Source organism: Pseudarthrobacter sp. HLT1-7 (assembly GCF_059383435.1).
This window is the reverse complement of sequence record NZ_JBWZCH010000004.1, coordinates 120,430-140,961: the sequence shown is the minus strand read 5'-3', so window position 1 is coordinate 140,961 and position 20,532 is coordinate 120,430. Positions and strand designations below refer to the sequence as shown.

Below are 20,532 nucleotides of genomic sequence, written 5' to 3'. Positions count from 1 at the left end.
AAGACGGGCGGTCCTTCGCGGACTGATGATGGTGTTCCGGGCCAGCACGGTCAGTACCCTCAACCGTTGGAGAGAGACGTGACAACGACGAACTACATCAACACCTTTATAGAGGTAGCGGACGACTGCCCGACTGCAGTCGCAGAGCACCCGCCTTCCCCGGGCACGAGCAAGTCCGTTGCAGCGCTCCAGCACGAACTCATCACACGTCATCCGTTCGAATTCACCTCCGACGACGTCCTCTTCGAGGTCTTCGCGGTACGGCACGGTATCCCGGACGCAGAAAAACCGGCCCGGCGGGCGCTCTTCTTCGCGAAGGACCAGGCCGGCCTCCGCTCCTCACCACTGGGAAAGCGCTACGGATGGGGAATCCATCATGATCACGCGGGCCGCATCGCGCTGGTCGCCCTTGACTCAAGCGAGTATCAGGCGCTATGCGGGAACGATTCGCTTAAGCACGTCAAGGCACTGCGTACACGGCGGGCGTGAACGACCATGATCGACGGGCTCGCCCACCTCAACTGGCTCAGTGTCGCCCTCGCCACCCTGGCCTCCTACCTGCTCGGGGCCCTGTGGTTCACGCCTCTCTTCGGAAAGGCCTGGGACGCCTCGCTTGGCTTCCGCAGAACGAAGAACCAGCGCTTCACGATAAGCTACTACGTCGTGCCGCTCATCTGCAGCCTGCTCGTCGCGGTGGCCACCGCCCTGCTGGCCAACGCGCTCGAGCTGCAACAACTACCGGACGCGCTGCTGCTCGGCGGCATCGTCGGCATCGGCTACGCCGCAAGCGCCTCTCTCAACGGCGCCATCACGCCTAACAACCCAAGGCCGTTTTTGTTCGCGGCAGTGACGGGTGGCTACCACGTTGTGGGATCCATTATCGTCTCCGTGATCATCGTGGCTATGAGGTGACCCCGTGTAGCCGGCGGCCGCTGGTGCTACCGCCGGCCCGAGATCCCGGCTAGTAACACCTCGAACGGCAGCGACGCCAGGGTTGCCGGCTTCTGTTGCGGCTGCGGGCCCTGCAGCAGTCCGGCGAACTCCCCCGCCGCCCGGTCGATCCGGGACGAGAGCGGAGAACCGCCGCCGTCACTGTTTCCCCAGTCTTGGGGGCCTGCAAACACCGCGGTGGCGGCGATCCGGGTGCGCAGGTAGGTGAACAGCGGCCGCATCGCGAAGTCCAGCACCATCTGGTGCCGGTCTGTGCCCGCGGTGGCCCCGAGCAGGACGGCCTTGCCGTCGAGGGAGTGCGGATCCAGGACATCGATGAAGGACTTGAACAGCCCGCTGTAGGAGGCGCTGAAGACGGGGCTGACGGCGATGATCCCGTCGGATGACTCGACGCCGGCGATCGCTTCGGCCAGCCGCGGGCCCGCATAGCCGGTCACGAAGTTGTTGGCGATGTCCACGGCCAGATCCCGAAGTTCCACCACCTCGATATCGACGGCGCTGCCCTCCGCCGCGAGCCGGCGTTCGGCCGCGGAAGCCAGCTGGTCCGCCAGCAGGCGGCTCGACGACGGGACGCCGAGTCCGGCGGAGAGAACGGTGATGCGGCGGGTTTCCACGGGTGCTCCTAGATTGGTTCGAGGTCAGCTACGCACATACATGCGTTTGCATCTACCTATGCAAGCGGTGATCCGCTCGGTTTATTCCCCCGGCGTCGTGGCGTCCCGAAGACGCTGACAGGGGCCCTCCGTTCTGCCAGACTGCCCTCATGGCTGAAAACAAGACCGAGAACAAAACTGCAGCGACCGGTGCATCCGTGGACGCATACCTTGCCGCCGTCGAGCATCCTGTCCGACGCCGGGACGGACTCCGGTTGCTGACGCTGATGGCAGAGGTGACGGGCCGACCGGCCGAGATGTGGGACCCGACGATTGTGGGCTTCGGCCGATACCACTTCAAGTACGAGACCGGGCGCGAAGGCGACGCACCGGCGGTCGGCTTCTCCCCACGGAAGGCCAGCCTGTCACTCTACGGCCTCACCTACGCTCCGGAGTCGGCGGGACTGCTCGCGCGGCTGGGGAAGCACAGAACAGGCGCGGGCTGCCTCTACGTCAACAAGCTCGACGACGTTGACGAGACGGTGCTCACCGAGTTGATCCGGACCGGCTACCGGCACGTGACCACGGTTCTGAACCGCGGCTAGTCCCGCCCACATGAAACAACGCGGGGTCACTTCGCGCCCATGGCGCCGCCCACAATGGGCGCGAAGTGACCCCGCGTTGGGTTAAAGCAGATGGCCCCCGCGTCCGGATCCTTTGAGGAATCCGGAGGCGGGGGCCTCCCGGCAGTTCAGGACTGCGCAGCCGGTAAGGGCTACTTGCCTGCGACTACGTCGAGTTCGATCACAGCGGCAACGTCGTCGTGCAGACGGACGTTGGCCTGGTAGGAACCAACCGACTTGATGTGAGCCGGCAGTTCAACCTTGCGCTTGTCGATCTTGCCGAGACCAGCGGCCTCAACAGCATCGGCCACGTCGGCCTGCTTGACGGTGCCGAACAGGCGTCCGGTCTCGCCAGCCTTGACCAACAGCTTGACCGGCTTGGCGGAGAGCGCGGCGGCCTGCTTCTGAGCGTCTTCCAGGGAAGCGTGCTCGCGGGCAACGCGGGCAGCCTTGATGGACTCAACCTGCTTCTCGCCACCCTTGGACCAGGTCAGGGCGAAGTTGCGGGGCAGCAGGTAGTTACGTGCGTAACCGTCCTTGACCTCGACAACATCGCCTGCAGCACCGAGACCGGTTACTTCGTGGGTCAGAATGAGCTTTGCCATGTTAGTTAATCCCTTCCTTAGCCGCGGCCAGCGCCGGAGTAAGGCAGCAGAGCAACTTCGCGGGCGTTCTTGATTGCCTGGGCGATCTTGCGCTGTTCCTGCACCGTGACGCCGGTGACGCGACGGGCGCGGATCTTTCCGCGGTCGGAGATGAACTTGCGCAGCAATGCTACGTCCTTGTAGTCGATGACAGTGATGTCAGCGGCCTTCAAGGGGTTGGACTTTGGTTTGGGCTTACGGAGTTCAGCCTTAGCCATCGTGGAGCTCCTATTCGATGGAGCCCGTGGATATTGATCCACGGGATGGTGGTGATCCAACGCAGGTCTGCACCCGGCCGCCTTGCGGCGTCCCGGCGGGTCCCGGCGTCGAACCTTAAATGTTGTTTAAAAGGGAGGTTCGGAATCGGGGCCGTTGCCCCAGCCGCCGCCCGCATTGCTGACACCGGGCGTAGCCCAAGGGTCATCCTGCGCTGCCGCGGGCTGGTTGCCGCCCCAGGTTCCGCCGGAGTTGCCGCCCTGGTTTCCACCAGAGCCACCGCCGCTGTTGCCGCCGCCGAAGCCACCCTGGGCACCGTTGCCAGCCCCCCCACCGCCTGAGCGCTGGGTGCGGTTGACCTTGGCGTTGGCGTAGCGCAGGCTCGGGCCGATTTCATCGACCTCGAGCTCCATAACGGTGCGCTTCTCGCCTTCCTTGGTTTCGTAGGTACGGCTCTTCAAGCGGCCGGAAACGATCACGCGCATGCCCTTGGTCAGGGACTCGGCGACGTTTTCGGCTGCCTCACGCCATACCGACGCGCGGAGGAACAGGGTTTCCCCGTCCTTCCACTCATTGGACTGGCGATCGAAGGTACGGGGCGTAGAAGCGATGGTGAAATTCGCTACTGCCGAACCTGACGGTGTGAACCTCAGTTCGGGGTCATTGGTGAGATTACCTACGACCGTAATAGTGGTTTCGCCTGCCATCTACTGCCTCCTTATGCGTTCCTGCGGGGATGAAGAGTGAAAATCTGGAGCTGAAGTTATTCAGCAACAACTTTCTGTACTTCGGGGCGGGTGATCTTGGTGCGCATGATGGTCTCATTGAGACTCAGCTGGCGGTCAAGTTCCTTGGCGGTAGCCGGCTCAGCGGTGAAGTTCACCACGGCGTAGATACCTTCAGACTTCTTCTGGATTTCGTAAGCCAGGCGACGACGGCCCCAGATGTCAACCTTTTCGATGGTTCCACCATCGGTGGTGATGACACTCAGGAACTTCTGAAGCGTTGGCTCGACGGTACGCTCTTCGACCTCGGGGTCGATGATTACCATCAATTCGTAAGGACGCATATGTGAACCCACCTCCTTTGGGCTAAGCGGTTACGGCATTTCCGTAACAGGAGGTTCATTTGCGGTGCCTTGTGCCCGCTACACCCCCAGAAACGGGGGCAGGGCGCAGCACAGACTCCAATAGCTTAGTGCATCGGGAACGGATTCCGCGATTCCATCCTGGTCCAGCGTAGGCGCAGCCGTCGGGTCCCGGAAGCGTAGCCGGCCTCCCTGTGGATAACCGCCCCGGCGGGGCGGATCCCGGCGGGGCGGATCCCGGCGGCATGCCATGATCAAGGAATGACTACAGGCTCCCCGTCCCGACGTTCCGTGCGCACCCGGAGGAGCCGGCTGCGCTTCGCCATCATGCTGCTGGGCGGACTTCTGGCAGCGGCGGCGGCCGGTCTGGCCGGCCGCTGGGTCCAGGCCCCGGCGATCGGCTGGTGCGGCGCTTCGCTGACCTACACGGCCTGGGTCTGGCTGGTTATCGGGCGGCTGGATCCGGCGGAAACACAATCCCACGCCACGGCGGAGGATCCGGCCCGGGGCACCACGGATCTGCTGATCCTGGCCGCGAACGTCGCCAGCCTCGCGGCGGTGGCGGCCGTCGTCGTCGACTCCCACAACAACGCCGACGCCGTGTCCCGGCTCGGCGGCGGGCTGCTCGCGCTGGTCTCGGTGGCACTGTCCTGGATACTGGTCCAGACGCTTTTCACCCTGCGCTACGCGGAGCTGTACTACAACACGGGCCGGAAGGCCGGCTCCGGGGTGGGCGGCATCGACTTCAACCAGAGCCGTCCGCCGCAGTACACCGACTTCGCCTACCTGGCCACGAGCCTGGGCATGACCTACCAGGTTTCAGACACGGCCCTGCAGAACCACGGCATCCGCGCCGAAGCCCTCAAGCACAGCCTGCTGTCGTACCTGTTCGGGACAATCATCCTGGCCGCCACGCTCAACCTCGTCATCGGTCTCGCCTTCTAATCCGGCCGGCCAGGTATGTCCTGAAGACTTAGGCCTCTGTCCGGAAAAACTGTTCGGTCACCAGCGCGAGCCGGTGCGGGTCCTCGACGCCGCACAGCTCGCGCGCGGAGTGCATGGAGAGCAGGGGCACGCCGACGTCGACCGTGCGGATACCCAACCGGGTAGCGGTCAGCGGGCCGATCGTGGAGCCGCACGGCATCACGTTGTTGGAGACGAACTCCTGGTAGGGGATACCCGCGTCGGTGCACAGCCGGGCCCAGAGCGCGGCGCCCGTAGCGTCCGTGGCGTAGCGCTGGTTGGCGTTGATCTTCAGCAGCGGCCCGCCGTTCAGGGCCGGCCTGTTCGCCGGGTCGTGCCGCTCGGCGTAGTTCGGGTGCACCGCGTGGCCGGCGTCGGCTGAGACACAGAACGACGCCGCGAAGGCCTGCCGCCGCTGGCTCACCGAGGCACCCAGTCCGTCGGAGATGCGGACCAGAACATCCTCGAGGATGGGGCCGCTGGCGCCCGAGCGGGAGGCGGAGCCGATTTCCTCATGGTCGAAGGCCGCGAGCACGGCGATCGGGGCATTGGCCGGGGCACCCTCCGGCAGCGGGCTCGAACCGTGGGCGATCAGTGCGGTGAGTCCGGCGTGCGTCGCCGAGAGGTTGTCCAGCCGGCCGGAGGCGAAGAACTCGCCCCTGGCCCCGAAGACGGCGGGCGCCTGGGTGTCCGCGATAACGACGTCGTAGCCACCGATCTGCGCAGGGTTGAGGTTTGTCCCCGTGACCCGGACGGCGAGCAGTGCCAGCAGGTCTTCACCGGCGGGATCGCCGAGGCCGTAGACGGGGTTCATGTGCTGCTGCTTGTCGAGGGCGAGCCCCTCGTTCACGGCGCGGTCCAGGTGGATGGCCAACTGCGGGAAGCGCAGCAGCGGCCCGGTGGCGGTGAGGTGCTGCGTGCCGTCCAGCATCACGAGGCGACCGGCTAGTTGGAGTTCGCGGTCCAGCCAGGAGTTCAGCAGCGGGCCGCCGTAGACCTCGACGCCGGCCTGCAGCCAGCCGAACTTTCCGGTGGTGGGCCTGGGCTTGAGCTTGAAGGACGGCGAATCCGTATGCGCGCCCAGGATGTTGAAACCCGTGGTGGGGCCGGCCGTCCCGGGCATCACCCAGGCGATGAGGGCGCCGTCCCGGATGATGTAAAACTTGCCGGCGGTGCCGGGCTCGGCAGAGGCGGCGCCGTCCCAGGGCTGCAGCTCGTCCAGGCCGGTGAAGCCCGCCGCATCCAGCCGACGGGCGGCCTCGTGCACCGCGTGGAAGCTCGACGGCGAGGCGGTGACATACGCGCCGAGGTCCTGGATGTGGTCTGCGGCAGTGGAATGTGTTGGCATGGCACCGAGTCTAGCGCCGCGCCTACACGCTGACCTTGAGCCCGGCCGTGTAGCCCCCGGACGTCGATCCGGCCATCGTGGCGAGCTGGTAGATCCCGCCGTCGTTGCCGAAGGCGTTGTCCGATTTCAGCGTGGTCCGGGGAAGTTCTTCGCACCGGCTGCGTGGGGCACAAACAGGTACCTCAGGGGCAATCTGATATGTGCCGGAGCCCACTAAATCAGTAGTCCGGGTTGCTTGGCACCACGAGGCCGGTTTCGTAGGCGTACACAACGGCCTGGACCCGGTCGCGCAGATGGAGCTTCGCGAGGATCCTGCGCACATGCGTTTTGACGGTGGCTTCGGAAAGGAAGTACCGGTGGGCAATCTCGGCGTTGGAGAGTGCCTCGGCCATCGCCCCGAGCATCTCGGTCTCCCGCGGGGTGAGGTCCTCGAGCAGCGGGTCCGTGACCGCCCGGGCCGCGGGTCCCGGGGTCCCAAGACCGCCGGCGTCGCCCGCACCGCCCGCACCCGGGCGCGTTCCCCGGACATATGTTTCCAGCAGCCGCCGCGTCACGCGCGGGGCCACGACGGCGTCGCCGCTGGCCACCACCCGGACGGCGCTGATCAGCTCGGCCGGCGCCACGTCCTTGAGCAGGAAGGCCGAGGCCCCGGCCCGGAGCCCGGCGAAGGCGTATTCGTCGAGGTCGAAGGTGGTGAGGATGATGATTCTGGCGGCCGAACCGGCGGTGGTAATGGCCCGCGTGGCTTCGATCCCGTCCAGTACCGGCATCCGCACATCCATCAGCACGACGTCCGGCGTGAGCGCCCGGACGCGGCGCACCGCCTCGGCGCCGTCGGATGCCTCGCCCACGATGCACAGGTCATCCTCCCCCTCCAGGATCAGACGGAACCCCATCCGCAGGAGCGGCTGGTCGTCCACCAGCAGGATGCGGATCCGTGCGGTCTCGCTCATTGTTTCCCCTTGCCGTTGCAGTTCAGGACGGCGTGCACGCGCCAGCCGTCGTCGATCCTGCGCCCGGCCTCCACAGTGCCGGCGTAGATGCGGGCGCGCTCCCTCATCCCGGGAAGGCCCTGGCCGGCCCCCGGCCGCCACACGGGTCCCTGCGGGTCCTGTGTCCCGGCCGCCGGGGGGCCGAAGCCGCCGGGGCCGAAGCCACCGGCACCCATGGTCCCCTTGCCGTCGTCGGCCACGTCGATGGTGACGGTATCGCCGTCCCGGGAAATCGCCACGTCGACCCGGCCCAGCGACCGGCCGTAGCGCAGCACATTGGTCAGCGATTCCTGCACGATCCGGTAGACGGTCAGCTGGAACGCGGCCTCATCGGGCAGCGCCTGGCCCGTGTGCGTGTAGTGCAGCGGCAGACCCGCGGTGCGGAATCCGTCCAACAGCTTGGCCAGGTTGCCGCCGGCCACCAGCGGTTCCCTCGGCGCGTGGCCGGCGGCGGACTCATCGCGCAGCACTCCGAGCACACGCCGCATGTCCGCCAAGGCGGCACGTCCGGTGCGGGACAGTTCGCCGAGTACCTCGGCGGCCCGCTGCGGATCCTTCTTCACCACGACGGCGGCACCGTCGGAGAGGCTGATCATGACCGTGAGCGAATGCGCCACGACGTCGTGCATTTCCCGGGCGATCCGGTTCCGTTCGTTGACCGAGCCAAGCTGCGCCGCTCTCGCGGCCCAGGCGGCGATCTCAAGTTCGTGCTCCCGCCGCTGCCGGACCGAGATGCCGATAACCGTGGCGATGACGTTGGACAGGGTGATAACGATGCCAACCGCGAGGCTCGCGATGAGCTGGAAGTTCTCCGGGGTGCGGGCGGAGGTGTCCGGCAGCCGGCCGTCCAGCGGGCCTCCGGCTGCGAGGAAATACAACAGCGCCAGCGGCGCCGTGGACAGCGCCAGGGCGATCAGGGCGAAACGCCGCGTGCGGACCACGGCCACGGCGTACAGCGCGAACCAGAGTCCCGCGGAGACGTTGGAGCCCCAGGGATGGAGCAGGGTGACGGCCACTTCCAGCATGGTGACTGCCGCCACCACCGGGACCGGGTGGCTCCGGCGGAAGAGAAGGGCCGCGGCAACCGCCGCCAGCAGCGCGGCGGCCGGCCAAGCGCCGTCGGTCACTGCTTCCACCGCGGTGGGGGTGGCAAGGAGGACATAGACGAAGACGACGATGGCGTCCGTGACCCGCGGGTGCTGGAACAGGTAGCGCCGGAGCCGGCCCCGCCTTCGGGCGGTGATTTCCGCGAAGGACGCGTCAGCCTGGCCGGCTGCCGCGTCCGTCACTGATACTGCATGGATCATGCTCTGAGCCTAGACGGCGGGCCCGCCGGCTTAGACGTCGCGCCTTTTGAGCAGGACACCGGCGAGGACCACCGGGATGAGCACCCAGGCGCCAAGGACCAGGGCTGCCTGCCAGGCTTCCAGGGTCTCCGCGGCGTGCTGCGCAGCAGTCATCGGCTCTACCGTGTTGCCGGGCAGGTACTTCCGGGCTTCCACGAAGAAGTCGCCCGGAATGAGCTGGAAGGCGATCGGCGCCACGAAGAACAGGGCCACCAGGCTCATGATGCCGCCCGCGGAGTTCCGGATCAGGGCACCCAGCGCCATGCCGATTGCAGCGACGGCTGCGACGTAGAGGCTGCTGACCAGCAGCAGTTTGACCGACTGGGAGCTGGCGAGGTCCAGCTTGAGGTTGTAGTTGTCCAGGATTGGCAGCGCCACCAGGCCGGCCAGGTACACGGAGACCGTGGTGACAGCAAACGCGGTCACGGTAACCACCAGCAGCTTCGCGATGAATGCGGGCGTCCGCCTGGGCACCGCCGCAAACGTGGAACGGGCCATCCCGGTGGTGAACTCCGAACTCATCAGCAGCACGCCGAGCGAGCCAAGGATCAGCTGGGCGAAGACGATGCCGGAGGTGGGGACGCTGACGGCGAGCTCCCCGCCCTGGGCGGCGAACGCGGCGGCCGCCTCCGGGTCCTGGGTGGCAGCCTCGGCGAACTGACCGGTTCCCCAGGCGGAGAGTGCGCCGAAGCCCACCATCACCAGCGCGGTGGAGCCAAGCAGGATCAGCGTGGAGAGCAGGGTGCGGAACTTGATGAATTCGGAATTCAGGACCCGGAAGAAGCCGGGGCCCGGGCCGGTGCTGGTGCCGTCGCCGGCCAGAGTGGCCTTGGCGCCCGAGTGGGCTCCCCGGCTGGAGGGGACGGGGTCGAGGGTGGTTGAGCTCATGGCTTAGTTGCCTCCGGAGGTGACGGGAGCAGCGGCTCCCGTGGTGATCAGCGAGTGGTATTCGACCTCATCCTTGGTCAGTTCCATGTAGGCCTCCTCGAGGCTGGCCTGAAGCGGGGTGAGTTCGTAAATCATGACGCGGCTTTCGAAGGCCGCCCGGGCAATCTCGCGCGGGTCGAGGCCCTTGACCTCCAGGAGTTCGTGGTCCTGCAGTTCCACCGAGATGCCGGTGCCGGCCAGCAACTGCATCAGTTGGTCCGGCTGATCGGTGCGGACGCGGGTGCGGCTCTGGCCCTTGCCGTTGATGATGTCCTGGATCGGGGCATCGGCGATGATCCGGCCGCGGCCGATCACGATCAGGTGATCGGCGGTGACGGCCATCTCGCTCATGAGATGGCTGGAGAGGAACACGGTGCGTCCCTCGGAGGCCAGATACTTGACGAGGTTGCGGACCCAGACCACGCCTTCCGGATCGAGGCCGTTGACCGGCTCGTCCAGGATGATGGTCTGCGGATCGCCCAGCAGCGCCGCGGCGATTCCCAGCCGCTGGCCCATCCCGAGCGAAAAGCCGCCCACCTTCTTCTTGGCCACCTCGGCCAGGCCGGTCATCTCGATGACCTCGTTCACGCGCTTCTTCGGGATGCTGTGCGTGGCGGCCATGGCCAGCAGGTGGTTGTAGGCTGAGCGGCTGGTGTGGACGGCCTTGGCATCCAGTAGGGCGCCGACGTCGCGCAACGGCGCGGCGTGCCGGGCGAGCGCGGCACCGTTGACGGTGACAGAGCCCGACGTCGGGCGGTCCAGTCCCATAATCATGCGCATGGTGGTGGATTTGCCGGCTCCGTTGGGTCCCAGGAAGCCGGTGACCCGGCCGGCCTGGACGGTGAAATTGACGCCGGCAACGGCGGTCTTGTCGCCGTAAACCTTGGTCAGGCCTCGTGCTTCGATCATGAACGCGTTCCTTTGCGTAGCAGTGGGAGTGTGTACGCACCACGCTACCGAGCCAGCGGGCGGATTTCGCCGGTCTCAGGGATGATTCAGGGTCGGTTCAGGGTAGTCCCCAAGGATGACAGGGCGGCTGTCAGGATGCCGGCGAGTAGTACGTCAAGGCGCCCGGCTTCACCGTGAACTCGACGGCGCGGACCCCCGGCATGACCTCCCCGTCCACCGCCAGGACCATGGTGGTGCCGCCCGGTTCCACCCGGATCGTACTGGATTCGCTGAGGTGGGTGATCCGGGACGTGGCGACGGTTCCGGTCAGCACGGACCACAGCAGGCGCAGCCGGGCGAACGATTCGTCTGCCGTGATCATCCGAAGGTCAAAGACCCCGTCGTCCAGGACCGGGCGGACCAGCGGGGCGTGGTCGCGCGGGTAGTAGCGCCCGCGGCCGATGTACATAATCCAAAGTTTGTGCCGCACCCCGTCGACAATCAGGGTGGTGGGTGTTCCGGCGGCGAAGGTCCGGAGCATCGCGACGACGCCGGCCAGCGGCTTGCCCAGTGCGGGCTGGAGGAGTTCCCGGCGGCGGACCAGGTTCGGGTAGAGGCCGATGCTCGCGGTGTTGAGCATGGTCAGGTGCACCCGCTCGGGACTGTCGGGAAGGCCGCGCTCCACCACGACGTGTCCAACGTCGGCCCGGGCCGCCTCGCCGCGGGACGCGGCGTCGACGGCGGCCTCAAGGCTGGGGATTCCGGCGTCCCGGGCGAAATGGTTCAGTGTGCCGCCGGGCAGCACCAGCAGCGGGAGGGAGAGTTCGACGGCGGCCGCAGCTGCCGTACCCACCGTTCCGTCTCCGCCCCAGACGCCCAGGGCCAGGATGTCCGGTCGTGTGGCCACCGCGGCGATGTCGGCATCGATGTCCTTATCCTTCGCGATTTCCCGTATATACGCCTTAGGGAATACTTTCTGAAGGGCGGCCGCTGTCTCCGCGGCGTAGGAGCCGCCGAGGGTGTTCACGGCGATGCCCAGGCCCTGACCCGCGGGCAGTTCCGCGGCCCGTACGGCGGTCCGCCGGGTTTCCGGGAAGGGCGGCCGGGCGGGCCACCACGTCCGCGTCACGAGGGCGGCTCCCGCTCCGATCGCCGAGCCGAACAGCACGTCGGAGGGCCAATGGGCTCCCGTGTGCACCCGGGAGTAGGCCACACCGGCAGCGACCGGGGCCAGCGCGGCACCCAGCCCCGGGCGCACGAGCCCGACGCCGAGGGCGAACGCCGCGGCCGAGGCGGAGTGGCCCGAGGGCATCGAGGAACTGGTCGGCTGGGGATGGACAAACCGGAAGGCCGGAAGGTGTTCCGGGAGCGGACGGGCACGGGGGAGCAGGGTCTTGAACCCAAGGTTGGTGACACCCGAGGCCAGGCCCTGTGCAAGGAGTCCGTGAACGGCCGCGCGGCGGACCTTCCCGGGGAACATCGCCATGATTCCGGCAGTGCCAAGCCAGAGTTTTCCGTTGTTCGCAGCCGCGGACAGCTGCCGGAAGAACTTGTCATGGTGTCCGCCCGGGAGCGCGGACACGGCCCGCATCAGTTTCCGGTCGAGTCTCCGCAGCCGTCCCGGCGCTTTCCTCAGCATGCTTCGCATCCGACCACCTTACTGCCGGTGCCGGCGCGCACACTGTCGGACAGGGGCGGAAGCGCCGGAGGATCCCGTGTCAGCAGGGTTCAGCCCGTCGGGGCGTCCGGTTGGCTAGGATGAGTCGATGACCCGAGTGCTGGATCCTCAGCGGCTGCCGGCTAGCCGCATCACTGCGGTCAGCACCGTACTGCTGACGGTCGGCGTGATTCTCGCCGGCCTGCTGCTGACCGACGTCGCACATCCGCCATTCCAGGGGCCGGATGAGGGCTGGGCCGGCTGGATGGCGTCCCTGCGCAGTCCATTCTGGGACGGTATCAATGCCTTCCTGAACCTGGCCGGCTACCGGGGCGTGCTGGTGCTCCACGGACTGCTCGTCGTGGCCCTGTTGCTGAGGAGACGCCCGCAAGCCGCGGTCTTCGGCGCCGCGGCCGGCATCACCGTCCTGATCCTGACCCAAATCCTCAAGGCGGGCATCCTCCGGGACCGGCCGTCCAACACCATCGTGCTGACCGACACCGGATCCTTTCCTTCGGGCCACGTGGCCACCACAACAGCCTTCGTGCTGGTGGTGGCGATACTCACGGGCCGGGCCTGGGTCTGGGTGCTCGCGGCCGCCGGGGTCCTGGCCATGATGGCCAGCCGCACATATCTGTCCGCCCATTGGCTGACGGATACCGTGGGCAGCGTGTGCCTGGCTGTGCCCGTGGTATTCCTGCTGTGGTTGTTCTACCGGGACATATGCATTCAGGAGAATGGAGACGCGCGGCGGCTGCTTACCTGGCGCGCAAGGGCTTCGCGGCGCCGGCGAGCAGCAGCGCCCCCAGAATCGGGACTCCAATAGCCAGCAGGGCCAGCCGGATTCCGGTCACGTCGCCGAGGTAACCCAACAGCGGCGGTCCGGCCAGGAACGCGACGTAACCTACCGTCGAGACCACTGCCACCCGGGCGGCGGCGTGCCTGGGGTCGTCCGCGGCGGCGGACATACCGACCGGGAATGCCAGGGCGGCTCCCGCCCCCCAGAGCACAGCACCGGCCGTGGCCAGCCAGATGTTGCCCGCGAGTACAAAGAGCGCGAGCCCTGCGGCGGCGGCTGCCATGCTGGCACGGAGCACCGCCACGCGGCCATAAGCGTCAATCGCGCGACCGCCAAAGAAGCGCGTGGCCGTCATCGCCAGGACGAAGGCGGCGAACAGCAGCGCGCCCGTGGACTGTGAGGCGCCCAGCCCGTCCACGGAGGCCTTGGCGATCCAGTCGTTCCCGGCGCCTTCTGTCAGTGTGGCGCCCAGGACCACCATCCCGATCAGCAGGGTGCGCCCGTCGCGCCAGGCCGAGGGGCCTTTCGCCGGCTTCGCTTCCCCGGCCGGCGGAACAGGTGCCGCAATGTGCGGCAGGAAGTAGCGCGGGGCCAGCGTGGTCAGCACGGCGACGACGGCGGCTATCACCAGCAGGTGCGCCGGCAGCCCGACGCCGAGACTGGACAGGCCAGCGCCGATCAGCGCGCCAAGGAAGGCGCCGCCGCTGAACGCGGCGTGAAACTGGGGCATGATGGTGCGCCCGAGCCTGTGCTCGACGTCGGCCCCCTCGATGTTCTGGGCCACGTCCCACAGCCCGATGCCGATGCCGAAGAAGAACAGTGCGACGGCCGTCCCGGGAACCGATTCGGCCAGCAGGGCCAGGGCGATGCCGACTCCGGCGGCCGCTGCGGCGAGTCCGGCGGCGCGTACGGTGTTTGCCGTCCCGATCCTGCCCACCACGAGCCCTGCCGACGGTAGGGCGATCAGCGAACCGACCGCCACGCACAGCAGCAGTGTCCCCATCTGGCCGGAAGTAATGTGCAGGATGTCCGTTACCGCCGGGATCCGGGCCGCCCAACTGGCGAACACGAGCCCGTTGATCCCGAAAATCAGGAAGGTTGCCGCAGCAGCGGCCTTGAGCTGCGGGCGGGTTGCCGTCATGGTCATACGATCACTGCTTCCACCGAGTGTTGGGCGAGCTGGGTAAGTTCGTTGGGGCTGAGGACCCTGTCCGTGACGAGGACGTCCACGGCCTCGAGGGCCGCGACGAGCGCGACGGCGCTGGCGTTCCATTTGGATCCGGAGCAGGCGACGATCACCCTGCCCGCGGATTCGAGCCCGGCGCGCTTCACGGCGGCGTCGTCGAGGTCGTGGGCCAGCAGCCCGTCCCGGAGGTTCAGGGCGCAGGGCGTGACCACGGCGGTGTCGAAGCGGAGCGAGCGGATATTGGCTTCCGCCATCGGTCCGCGGAAGGACAGTTCGCCGGGAATCAGGCTCCCGCCGGGAAGCAACAACTCGGGGCGGCGCCCGGCCGGGGCGTCATCTGCGGTCAGAGCGCTGGCGGCCCGCAATGACATCGGCATGATCGTCATCTCCCGCCGCCGCAGCTGGCGGGCGATCTCCGTGGCCGTGGTGCCGCTGTCCAGCCAGAGGTGCCCCCGGTCCGTGAGCATTGCCGCTACCCCGGCAGCAATCCGCACCTTGACGGCGTGGTCCTCCAGTTCGCGCTGCCTGTACTCCGGGTTCTCTCCCCGCAGCAGCAGGCTCACGGCCCCGCCGTGGACTCTCCGCAGCACGCCGTGCAGTGCCAGAACGTCAAGGTCGCGCCGGATGGTGGCACCCGAGGCGCCGCATTCCGTCATGAGTTCGTCCACAGTCATGTGCTCCCGGCTGCGAAGCAACTCGCCGATCAGGCGGTGCCGCTCATCAGTACTCATAGTCATATGCTAACGAATTCTGCATATTTAATCATTTCCTGCGCAAATGAAGTCCATCAGTCCAGCCAAAGAGCAACGCGGGGTCACTTAGCGCCCATAATCCCCTCGGGAATGGGCGCTAAGTGACCCCGCGTTGCTCCGGGTTACCGGGTGACTTCCTCCAACAACTCCAGTACGTGGCGGTACTGGGCACCCGTGGCCCGGGTCATTCCCAGTTCACAGGTCCGGTTGCATGAGGCGTGGGCGGCCGCACCCATGTCCGCCACCTCCGCAGCCTGTTTCGCGGTTGCCGACGCCGTCAGTTCGGGATGCAGCATGCCCCGGTCGCCGGCGAACGCGCAGCAGCCCCAGCTCTCCGGGATCTCGACCCGCTCGGCCACGGCGCCGGCGACGGCACCGAGGGCGTCGTTGAGTCCCATCCGGGTGGACGAGCAGGTGGGGTGGAGGGCCAGCGACTCCAGCTTTCCGTGCTCGGGCAGCCGGGGCAGGATGTGCTCGGCGGCGAAGTCCACGGCGTCCACCAGGCGCAGGGCACGCTGGCCGGCCGCCGGTATGTCCGATTCCGTGGCCTGGCGCAGGCCCTCGGTGCAGGAGGAAGCGTCACACACGATGGGAAGCACGCCGTCCCTGGTTGCCACCCGGAGGGCGGCCAGGGTCTTGTCGCGCATCGTAATCTGCCCGGCGGCCATGCCCTTGGAGGACCAGGGGGTGCCGCAGCACAAACCGTCGATGCCCGCCGGAACCAGGAGCGTGAGTCCGGCCCGGGCACAAAGCTCCTCGAAGCTGTACTGGACGCCGCGCGCTTCGGCGCCCGGACCTGCTTCGGCGGGCCCGAACATGGTGCCAACGCAGGCCGGAAAGTAGACAGCGTCAACCTCGCCCGACGGCGTCGGACGCTTCCGCACGGAACCGCCGCCCGGCAGCTCGGCGGAATACAGCGGCACCGTGTCCGGTCCCAGCACTGCCCGCGCGGCCTTGTTGGGCGGGGCGATGGCGGCGGCCGGGAGCTTGTCCACCACCGTCAGCGCCAGGGAAGCTCCCCGGGTGACACCCTCCCAGTGCTTCGCGGCGGCGTTCCAGGCCCCGTTGGCGAGCGGACCGGCGCCGGCCTTCCGGAGGCGTTTCACCAGCGATCCGGTGTTGATGTCCACCGGGCAGGCGGTCTGACACATCCCGTCCACGGCGCAGGTGTCCACGGATTCGTACTCGTAGTCCTTTTCCAGCTCCCTGACCAGCGCCGTGTCGCCGGCCAGCCGCGCGGATTCGATAGCGCGCAGCGTGACGATCCGCTGCCGCGGCGTGAGAGTGATGTCCTTGCTGGGGCACACCGGCTCGCAGTAGCCGCAGGAGACGCACCGGTCCACTTCCTCGGCCACGGGCGGCGCGGTCTTGATGTGCCGCAGATGCGCCAGCGGGTCCTCATCCATCACTACCCCCGGGTTGAGCATCGCGGCAGGGTCGAAGAGCTGCTTGATGGCGCGCATGACGTCGTAGAGCTCATCGCCGTATTGCCGGCGGACGTATGGGGCCATGACGCGCCCGGTCCCGTGCTCGGCCTTCAGCGATCCGCCCTCGGCAAGGACCAGGTCCACCATGTCTTCCGTGAAGGCGCTGTAGCGGTCCAGTTCGGCCGCGGTGGCGAAGCCGTCGGTGAGCATAAAGTGGACGTTCCCGTCCTTGGCATGGCCGAAGATCACGCTGTTGCTGTAGCTGTATTTATCGAAGAGCCGGATCAGTTCCCGGCACGTGCGTCCCAGCACGGGGACCGGGACCACAATGTCCTCCAGCAGCGCGGTGGTGCCCTGGGGCCGCGCGCCGGCGACCGAGGCGTAGAGGCCCTTGCGCAGCTGCCAGAGCTGCCCGCGTTCCCGGGTGTCGCCGGTGAACCGGGCGGGGGCGGACAGCCCGAGACCCTGGAGGATGCCCTCGCCGTGGCCCTGGAGTTCGGCCAGGTGTTCGGCACTGCCGGCTGAGTACTCCACGAGCAGGGCCGCGTGGTCCAGGACCGTCAGGTCCTGCACGACGGCGGGTGTTCCCTTCAGCGTCTGGCCCACCCTCAGCGACAGCGCGTCCATCAGCTCAACCGTGGCTGCTCCCGTCTCGACGAGGGCGGGCAGTGCCGCGTTGGCCGCCTCGAGGTTCGGAAACACCAGCAGGCCCGCGGCAGCGTGCTGGAGCCGCGGGATGGTGCGGAAAACCGCCTCGGCCACGAAACCCAGGGTCCCTTCGCTGCCGACGATCAGGTGGGCCATGATGTCCACCGGGGTCCGGAAGTCCAGCAGGGAGTTCAAGCCGTAGCCCATGGTGTTCTTCATGGCGAACTGCTGCCGGATCCTGTGCACGGAGTCCGCATTGTTCCGGACCCGCCCGGCCAGCCGGGCCAGGCCTGCGTAGAGGTCCGGCTCGAGGGCACGGAGCTTCTGGTCGGCGTCGGCCGCACCGGTGTCGATCACGGTGCCGGAGGGCAGCACCACGGTCAGCGACTCCAAGGTGCGGTAGGTGTTGTCCACGGTGCCGCAGTTCATGCCGGAGGAGTTGTTGGCCACCACGCCGCCGATGGTGCACGCCGCCTCGCTCGCCGGATCGGGCCCGAATTTCCGGCCGTAGCGGGCAAGCCTGGCATTGAGTGCCCGGACGGTGACGCCGGGCTGGACGCGGACCCGCGCGCCGTCGTCGAGCACTTCGATGTCCCTGAAATTGCGGCGGACGTCCACGAGCACGCCGTCGGTGACCGCCTGGCCGCTGAGGCTGGTCCCGCCGGAGCGGAAGGTCAGCGGCACGCCCTGGGCGGCGCTGGCCCGCAGCAGCCTGCCGACTTCGGCGGCATTGCCGGCCACGACAACGGCCTGCGGGATCAGCAGGAAGTGCGAGGCGTCATGGGCGTTCGCGTGCAGGTCGATCGCCCGGGTCTTCACCTGGGCGGGATCCTGCACCGCCGAGCGGAGGCCTGCCAGGTCCAGCGGAGCCATCAGGGGACCATCCAGCCCAGCACGGGGGTGGACTGCAGGAAGATCAGCACGGTGATGAGCGCCAGCAGGCCCAGGCTCCAGCCGATCAGCTTGCGGAAAAGCGTCCCCTCCGCGCCGTCGAGGCCGACGGCGGCGGAGGCAACAGCCAGGTTCTGCAGAGACACCATCTTGCCCATCACGCCGGCAGAGGAGTTGGAGGCGGCCATCAGCACAGGAGACAGACCGGTCTGCTCCGCGGCGGTGGCCTGCATCTGGCCGAACAGCGAGTTGGAGGACGTGTCGGAGCCGGTGAGGGCGACGCCGATCCATCCGATCAGCGGCGAGAGGATGGCGAAGAAGCCGCCCGCCGAGGCCAGCGCGAAGCCCAGGGTGGTGGTCTGGCCTGAGAGGTTCATCACGAAGGCCAGCGCCAGGACGGCCGTGACGGTAACGATCGTCCAGCGCAGCTGTCCCAGGGTGTCCCGGTAGATGCGCAAACCCCGTGACGCGGTGATCTTGTACAGCGCCATGGTGATCAGCCCGGACAACAGGAGCAGGGTCCCGGTCGCCTTGAAGTGGTCGAGTTTGAACTTGGTGGCCGCCACCGGCTTGCCGGCCGAATCGGTGATGTCCAGGCCGGGCCAGGCAAAGGTCACGCTGCCTACCTGGCCAAGCCAGTTCTTGACGAACGGAATCTGGGCCACCGAGAAGACCGCGATGATGATCAGGTAGGGAGCGATCGCCATCCAGATCTGCCGCGGTTCCGGGCGGGAGTTGTCGGTGGGCACCGCAGTGGCTGCGGCGGGGTGTCCTGCGGCGGGGTGTCCTGCGACTGGCGTGGCGGCAGACTTGCCCTCAAGGGAGGTGTTTCCGGTCTTGACGGCGACGGCTTCGTGCTCAGCTTCCGGGGCGCCCTCGACGGCGCCCTCCATCCCGACGATTTCTTTCGGCTGCCAGAACTTCAGCATCAGCAGCACGGCGGCCACTGTCACGACCGCGGCCACAACATCGGTAAGTTCCACGGCGAAGAAGTTGGATGTGACAAACTGCGCCACGCCGAAGGCTACGCCGGCCACGAGGGCCACAGGCCAGGTCTGCTTCACACCGCGCCGGCCGTCGACGATGAACACCAGCAGCAGCGGAACGATCAGCGCGATGAACGGCGTTTGGCGTCCAGCCATTGAGGACAGCTCATTCAGCGGGAGCCCGGTCACGCCGTTCAGGGCGATGATGGGCGCGGCCATGGCGCCGAAGGCCACGGGAGCGGTGTTCGCCAGCAGCGAGACCACAGCCGACTTCAGCGGTTTCATGCCGGCAGCCATCAGCATGGCGGCGGAGATCGCCACCGGGGCGCCGAAGCCGGCCAGGGATTCCAGCAGGGCGCCGAAGCAGAAGGCGATCAGGATGGACAGGATTCTAAGATCGTTCGAGATCGAACGGATGGTCCGCCCCAGCACTTCGAACCACGGGGTAGCGACGGTGAGCCGGTAGATCCAGAGCGCGTTGACAAGGATCCACAGGATCGGGAACAGGCCGTAGAAGATGCCGGCGGCGGTGGCACTCAAGGCCTGGTTCACCGGCATCTGCCAGCCGACGATGGCCAGTATGAGGGAGAGGGCCAGGCCGGCCAGGGCCGCCTTGGGGGCCTTGACCTTGAAGACGCCCAGCAGGACAAAGAGCAGGACAAGGGGAAGCGCCGCGCAAAGGGCGGAAATCACTAGGGACCCGGCGATGGGGTCAAGGATCTGCTGAAACATGTGTCTCCAGATTGTGTTAGGCGTCACAACTCCGTGGCGCCCTTTTATTGTCTTACAAGTACGCATGATGGTCAAGAGTGGTTTGATATCTTGTCTGGCAAGATGAGGAGTGAATCAAGAAATTCTTGGCGGAAACGGAGCTCCAGTGGCTGGCCGAATTACAGCAGTCTCGATCGTGGAAGCGGTCGCCGCTGATCTGCGGAGCCGGATCTTTGCCGGTGAACTGGGCTCCGGGGTGTCACTGACGGAGTCTGAGGTCGCCTCCTCCTATGACGTGGCCCGGCCGACGGCGAAGGCCTCGATCGAGAAGCTCGTGGCCGAGGGCCTGCTGGACCGGGGGACCCACAAAACCGCCCGGGTGGTCGAACTCGGCCCGGACTCCGTGCGGGATATCTATCTCGCACGCGCATATCTGGAAAGCGAAGTGCTCCGCCGGCTCGCCACCACGCGGCTGGTACCGGAAGCGGCGGTGCAGGCCAACCGCGACATCGCGGCGCTGCAGACCGACGCTCCGCTCGACGTCGTCGAACCGGACATGCGGTTCCACACCAGCCTGATCGACGCCGTGGGCAACGAGCGGATCAGCGGGATGTACCGCTCGCTCGTGGGGGAAGTGCGGCTGTGCATGGTCCGGGTCCAGTCCCTGCACCTCCTGGACACCGCACTGATCCGCGCCGAACACCAGAAAATCCTCGAACTGATCGGCGCCGGCGAGGGCGAGGCCGCAGCCGAACTGCTCGACGAACACCTCGCACGCGCCCGGGAACGGCTGGTCGACGCCATGGGAGGCACCGCCGGCCCGGAGGCCAACCAGCCGTCCGGGCTGCTGCCGGGGTAGACGCCACTGCAACGCGGGGTCACTTCGCGCCCATAAAC

21 protein-coding genes and 1 pseudogene are annotated in these 20,532 nt (G+C 67.3%); 6 read left to right on the top strand and 16 right to left on the bottom strand.

The annotated features are described in order from the left end of the window. Positions 1–78: 78 nt before the first annotated feature. Positions 79–489 (top strand): DUF6157 family protein, encoded by a 411-nt coding sequence (locus tag AC50X6_RS05575; RefSeq protein ID WP_494965262.1) that lies wholly within the window; start codon positions 79–81, stop codon positions 487–489. Between the two features lie 6 nt (positions 490–495). Then, positions 496–912: a DUF1761 domain-containing protein gene (locus tag AC50X6_RS05570; protein ID WP_494965261.1), complete on the top strand. Its 417-nt coding sequence runs from the start codon at positions 496–498 to the stop codon at positions 910–912. A gap of 26 nt (positions 913–938) precedes the next feature. Here the strand turns inward: AC50X6_RS05570 and AC50X6_RS05565 are convergent, their stop codons facing one another. Then, a complete protein-coding gene (locus tag AC50X6_RS05565; protein ID WP_494965260.1) occupies positions 939–1,565 on the bottom strand; it encodes an FMN reductase in 627 nt (208 codons plus the stop codon). A gap of 149 nt (positions 1,566–1,714) precedes the next feature. Between AC50X6_RS05565 and AC50X6_RS05560 the strand changes: the two genes are divergently transcribed. Beyond that, entirely contained in the window at positions 1,715–2,149 is a 435-nt protein-coding gene (locus AC50X6_RS05560) for a DUF1801 domain-containing protein (protein WP_494965259.1), read from the top strand. A 170-nt stretch (positions 2,150–2,319) separates the two neighbouring features. Here AC50X6_RS05560 and rplI read toward each other — a convergent pair whose 3' ends face one another. The 4 genes from rplI to rpsF form a co-directional block, all read right to left on the bottom strand. Then, positions 2,320–2,772 carry a 50S ribosomal protein L9 gene (rplI, locus tag AC50X6_RS05555; RefSeq protein ID WP_326967054.1) on the bottom strand — a complete coding sequence of 151 codons (453 nt, stop codon included), beginning with the start codon at positions 2,770–2,772 and terminating at the stop codon, positions 2,320–2,322. A 17-nt stretch (positions 2,773–2,789) separates the two neighbouring features. Further along, a complete protein-coding gene (rpsR, locus tag AC50X6_RS05550) occupies positions 2,790–3,029 on the bottom strand; it encodes a 30S ribosomal protein S18 (protein ID WP_003800144.1) in 240 nt (79 codons plus the stop codon). A 126-nt stretch (positions 3,030–3,155) separates the two neighbouring features. Further along, positions 3,156–3,734, bottom strand: a complete 579-nt coding sequence (locus AC50X6_RS05545; RefSeq protein ID WP_494965258.1) for a single-stranded DNA-binding protein — start codon at positions 3,732–3,734, stop codon at positions 3,156–3,158. Between the two features lie 56 nt (positions 3,735–3,790). Then, the gene (gene rpsF / locus AC50X6_RS05540) at positions 3,791–4,096 is read right to left on the bottom strand and encodes a 30S ribosomal protein S6 (protein WP_326967052.1); all 306 of its coding nucleotides are present in this window, start codon (positions 4,094–4,096) and stop codon (positions 3,791–3,793) included. Between the two features lie 279 nt (positions 4,097–4,375). Here rpsF and AC50X6_RS05535 point away from each other — a divergent pair, with 279 nt between their 5' ends. Next, positions 4,376–5,059 (top strand): DUF1345 domain-containing protein, encoded by a 684-nt coding sequence (locus tag AC50X6_RS05535; protein ID WP_494965257.1) that lies wholly within the window; start codon positions 4,376–4,378, stop codon positions 5,057–5,059. A gap of 28 nt (positions 5,060–5,087) precedes the next feature. Here the strand turns inward: AC50X6_RS05535 and AC50X6_RS05530 are convergent, their stop codons facing one another. The 7 genes and pseudogenes from AC50X6_RS05530 to AC50X6_RS05500 form a co-directional block, all read right to left on the bottom strand. After that, the gene (locus tag AC50X6_RS05530; RefSeq protein WP_494965256.1) at positions 5,088–6,425 is read right to left on the bottom strand and encodes a M18 family aminopeptidase; all 1,338 of its coding nucleotides are present in this window, start codon (positions 6,423–6,425) and stop codon (positions 5,088–5,090) included. Positions 6,426–6,447: 22 nt separating this feature from the next. Further along, positions 6,448–6,567 (bottom strand): annotated as a pseudogene (locus tag AC50X6_RS05525) (3,4-dioxygenase subunit beta); the annotation flags it as partial. A gap of 76 nt (positions 6,568–6,643) precedes the next feature. Next, positions 6,644–7,378 carry a response regulator gene (locus AC50X6_RS05520; protein WP_494965255.1) on the bottom strand — a complete coding sequence of 245 codons (735 nt, stop codon included), beginning with the start codon at positions 7,376–7,378 and terminating at the stop codon, positions 6,644–6,646. After that, on the bottom strand, positions 7,375–8,724 hold the full coding sequence (locus AC50X6_RS05515; protein ID WP_494965254.1) for a sensor histidine kinase: 1,350 nt from the start codon (positions 8,722–8,724) through the stop codon (positions 7,375–7,377). Before AC50X6_RS05515 ends, AC50X6_RS05520 begins: the two co-directional genes overlap by 4 nt. Before the next feature lie 30 nt (positions 8,725–8,754). After that, complete coding sequence (locus AC50X6_RS05510; protein ID WP_494965253.1) at positions 8,755–9,651, bottom strand: ABC transporter permease; 897 nt, start codon at positions 9,649–9,651, stop codon at positions 8,755–8,757. 3 nt (positions 9,652–9,654) lie between these two features. Further along, positions 9,655–10,599: an ABC transporter ATP-binding protein gene (locus tag AC50X6_RS05505; RefSeq protein ID WP_326967046.1), complete on the bottom strand. Its 945-nt coding sequence runs from the start codon at positions 10,597–10,599 to the stop codon at positions 9,655–9,657. 130 nt (positions 10,600–10,729) lie between these two features. After that, positions 10,730–12,226, bottom strand: a complete 1,497-nt coding sequence (locus tag AC50X6_RS05500; RefSeq protein ID WP_494965252.1) for a bifunctional phosphatase PAP2/diacylglycerol kinase family protein — start codon at positions 12,224–12,226, stop codon at positions 10,730–10,732. 118 nt (positions 12,227–12,344) lie between these two features. Between AC50X6_RS05500 and AC50X6_RS05495 the strand changes: the two genes are divergently transcribed. Beyond that, positions 12,345–13,061: a phosphatase PAP2 family protein gene (locus AC50X6_RS05495; RefSeq protein ID WP_494965251.1), complete on the top strand. Its 717-nt coding sequence runs from the start codon at positions 12,345–12,347 to the stop codon at positions 13,059–13,061. Here AC50X6_RS05495 and AC50X6_RS05490 read toward each other — a convergent pair. The 4 genes from AC50X6_RS05490 to AC50X6_RS05475 form a co-directional block, all read right to left on the bottom strand. Then, positions 12,994–14,181 (bottom strand): MFS transporter, encoded by a 1,188-nt coding sequence (locus tag AC50X6_RS05490; protein WP_494965250.1) that lies wholly within the window; start codon positions 14,179–14,181, stop codon positions 12,994–12,996. The genes AC50X6_RS05495 and AC50X6_RS05490 overlap by 68 nt on opposite strands. Then, positions 14,178–14,951: a DeoR/GlpR family DNA-binding transcription regulator gene (locus AC50X6_RS05485; protein ID WP_494965249.1), complete on the bottom strand. Its 774-nt coding sequence runs from the start codon at positions 14,949–14,951 to the stop codon at positions 14,178–14,180. Before AC50X6_RS05485 ends, AC50X6_RS05490 begins: the two co-directional genes overlap by 4 nt. Positions 14,952–15,094: 143 nt before the next feature. Beyond that, positions 15,095–17,920, bottom strand: coding sequence for an FAD-binding and (Fe-S)-binding domain-containing protein (locus AC50X6_RS05480; RefSeq protein WP_494965248.1), 2,826 nt, complete (start codon positions 17,918–17,920; stop codon positions 15,095–15,097). Continuing rightward, positions 17,920–19,656, bottom strand: coding sequence for an L-lactate permease (locus AC50X6_RS05475; RefSeq protein ID WP_494965247.1), 1,737 nt, complete (start codon positions 19,654–19,656; stop codon positions 17,920–17,922). Before AC50X6_RS05475 ends, AC50X6_RS05480 begins: the two co-directional genes overlap by 1 nt. A 145-nt stretch (positions 19,657–19,801) precedes the next feature. Here AC50X6_RS05475 and AC50X6_RS05470 point away from each other — a divergent pair, with 145 nt between their 5' ends. Further along, positions 19,802–20,494, top strand: a complete 693-nt coding sequence (locus AC50X6_RS05470; RefSeq protein ID WP_494965246.1) for a GntR family transcriptional regulator — start codon at positions 19,802–19,804, stop codon at positions 20,492–20,494. Positions 20,495–20,532: the final 38 nt, after the last annotated feature.

What these genes read in the sequence shown, in the direction of transcription:
- AC50X6_RS05570 (WP_494965261.1), top strand. Translation starts at nt 496, where the DNA reads ATGATCGACGGGCTCGCCCACCTCAACTGGCTCAGTGTCGCCCTCGCC.
- AC50X6_RS05560 (WP_494965259.1), top strand. Translation starts at nt 1,715, where the DNA reads ATGGCTGAAAACAAGACCGAGAACAAAACTGCAGCGACCGGTGCATCC.
- rplI (WP_326967054.1), bottom strand. Translation starts at nt 2,772, where the DNA reads ATGGCAAAGCTCATTCTGACCCACGAAGTAACCGGTCTCGGTGCTGCA.
- rpsR (WP_003800144.1), bottom strand. Translation starts at nt 3,029, where the DNA reads ATGGCTAAGGCTGAACTCCGTAAGCCCAAACCAAAGTCCAACCCCTTG.
- AC50X6_RS05545 (WP_494965258.1), bottom strand. Translation starts at nt 3,734, where the DNA reads ATGGCAGGCGAAACCACTATTACGGTCGTAGGTAATCTCACCAATGAC.
- rpsF (WP_326967052.1), bottom strand. Translation starts at nt 4,096, where the DNA reads ATGCGTCCTTACGAATTGATGGTAATCATCGACCCCGAGGTCGAAGAG.
- AC50X6_RS05535 (WP_494965257.1), top strand. Translation starts at nt 4,376, where the DNA reads ATGACTACAGGCTCCCCGTCCCGACGTTCCGTGCGCACCCGGAGGAGC.
- AC50X6_RS05530 (WP_494965256.1), bottom strand. Translation starts at nt 6,425, where the DNA reads ATGCCAACACATTCCACTGCCGCAGACCACATCCAGGACCTCGGCGCG.
- AC50X6_RS05520 (WP_494965255.1), bottom strand. Translation starts at nt 7,378, where the DNA reads ATGAGCGAGACCGCACGGATCCGCATCCTGCTGGTGGACGACCAGCCG.
- AC50X6_RS05515 (WP_494965254.1), bottom strand. Translation starts at nt 8,724, where the DNA reads ATGATCCATGCAGTATCAGTGACGGACGCGGCAGCCGGCCAGGCTGAC.
- AC50X6_RS05510 (WP_494965253.1), bottom strand. Translation starts at nt 9,651, where the DNA reads ATGAGCTCAACCACCCTCGACCCCGTCCCCTCCAGCCGGGGAGCCCAC.
- AC50X6_RS05505 (WP_326967046.1), bottom strand. Translation starts at nt 10,599, where the DNA reads ATGATCGAAGCACGAGGCCTGACCAAGGTTTACGGCGACAAGACCGCC.
- AC50X6_RS05500 (WP_494965252.1), bottom strand. Translation starts at nt 12,226, where the DNA reads ATGCGAAGCATGCTGAGGAAAGCGCCGGGACGGCTGCGGAGACTCGAC.
- AC50X6_RS05495 (WP_494965251.1), top strand. Translation starts at nt 12,345, where the DNA reads ATGACCCGAGTGCTGGATCCTCAGCGGCTGCCGGCTAGCCGCATCACT.
- AC50X6_RS05490 (WP_494965250.1), bottom strand. Translation starts at nt 14,181, where the DNA reads ATGACCATGACGGCAACCCGCCCGCAGCTCAAGGCCGCTGCTGCGGCA.
- AC50X6_RS05485 (WP_494965249.1), bottom strand. Translation starts at nt 14,951, where the DNA reads ATGAGTACTGATGAGCGGCACCGCCTGATCGGCGAGTTGCTTCGCAGC.
- AC50X6_RS05480 (WP_494965248.1), bottom strand. Translation starts at nt 17,920, where the DNA reads ATGGCTCCGCTGGACCTGGCAGGCCTCCGCTCGGCGGTGCAGGATCCC.
- AC50X6_RS05475 (WP_494965247.1), bottom strand. Translation starts at nt 19,656, where the DNA reads ATGTTTCAGCAGATCCTTGACCCCATCGCCGGGTCCCTAGTGATTTCC.